Source organism: Bacillus sp. DJP31 (assembly GCF_049310945.1).
Taxonomy (GTDB): Bacteria; Bacillota; Bacilli; order Bacillales; family SA4; genus Bacillus_BS.
On the sequence record NZ_JBMERO010000096.1, the window covers coordinates 1 to 1,008 of the forward strand.

Below are 1,008 nucleotides of genomic sequence, written 5' to 3' on the forward strand. Positions count from 1 at the left end.
TGTAAACGCTAAACTAGAGAGAGCAGTATTTCACAATTAACATAGATCACTTTCCCACAAATAAGATTGACCAGTTTCCCCAAAAATATAGCCATTTTTAATATACTTAATCTAGTGTATTGAAAGTGGGGAAAAATGGAGTGGAAAGATTTATGAAATACCTAGAGATAAAGAAATTAAGAGAGGAAGGATTTAAAATTAATGCAATTGCTAGGAAGCTAAAGATGTCTCGAAATACAGTGAAAGCATATCTAAGCAAGACACCTGATGAGTTCGAAGAGTTTGTAATTTCTCTTAAGGATCGAATTAAGAAGTTGGACCCTTATCGAGACCAAATCTTAAGTTGGCTGAAAGAACATCCAGATCTGTCTAGTGCACAAGTGTTCGATTGGTTAGAGGATAAACTCGATTTTAAAGGAGTGGCTGAAAACACTGTCCGGAATTATGTAAATGAATTAAGAGAGATATACCACATACCAAAAGTCGTTCGTCAGAGAATCTATTCGGTGGTTCCGGAGAGCCCGATGGGCTATCAGATTCAGGTGGACTTTGGACAAACCGTTGTTGAGCAAAATGGTGGTGGTAATAAGCGACTCTACTTTATTGCATTCATTTTATCTCATTCAAGATATAAATATGTGGAATGGTTGGATCGTCCTTTTCGAACAACAGACATGATTAGATGTCACGAGAACGCGTTTCATTTCTTTGGAGGAATGCCTGTGGAAATGGTCTATGACCAAGATGCCATATTATCTGTCAGTGAAAATGCTGGGGATTTGTTACTTACAGCTGATTTTACAAAGTATCATTCTACTAGAGGATTTAAAATTTACCTTTGTAGGAAAAGTGATCCAGAGTCAAAAGGAAAGGTTGAACAGGTAGTAAAGTTTGTCAAAAACAATTTTAGTAAAAACCGTCTCTATGATAATTTAGCTGATTGGAATGCCGCAACCCTTCGATGGTTAGAAAGGACTGGTAATTATAAGATACATCACAATACAAAAA

Annotated in this window: 1 protein-coding gene; it reads left to right on the forward strand. The window is 36.3% G+C overall.

Annotated elements, in window-relative coordinates; genetic code table 11:
- Nucleotides 1-140: 140 nt before the first annotated feature.
- On the forward strand, nucleotides 141-1,008 hold an 868-nt coding region (istA, locus tag ACOI1C_RS22580), incomplete at its 3' end, for an IS21 family transposase (protein WP_422512882.1).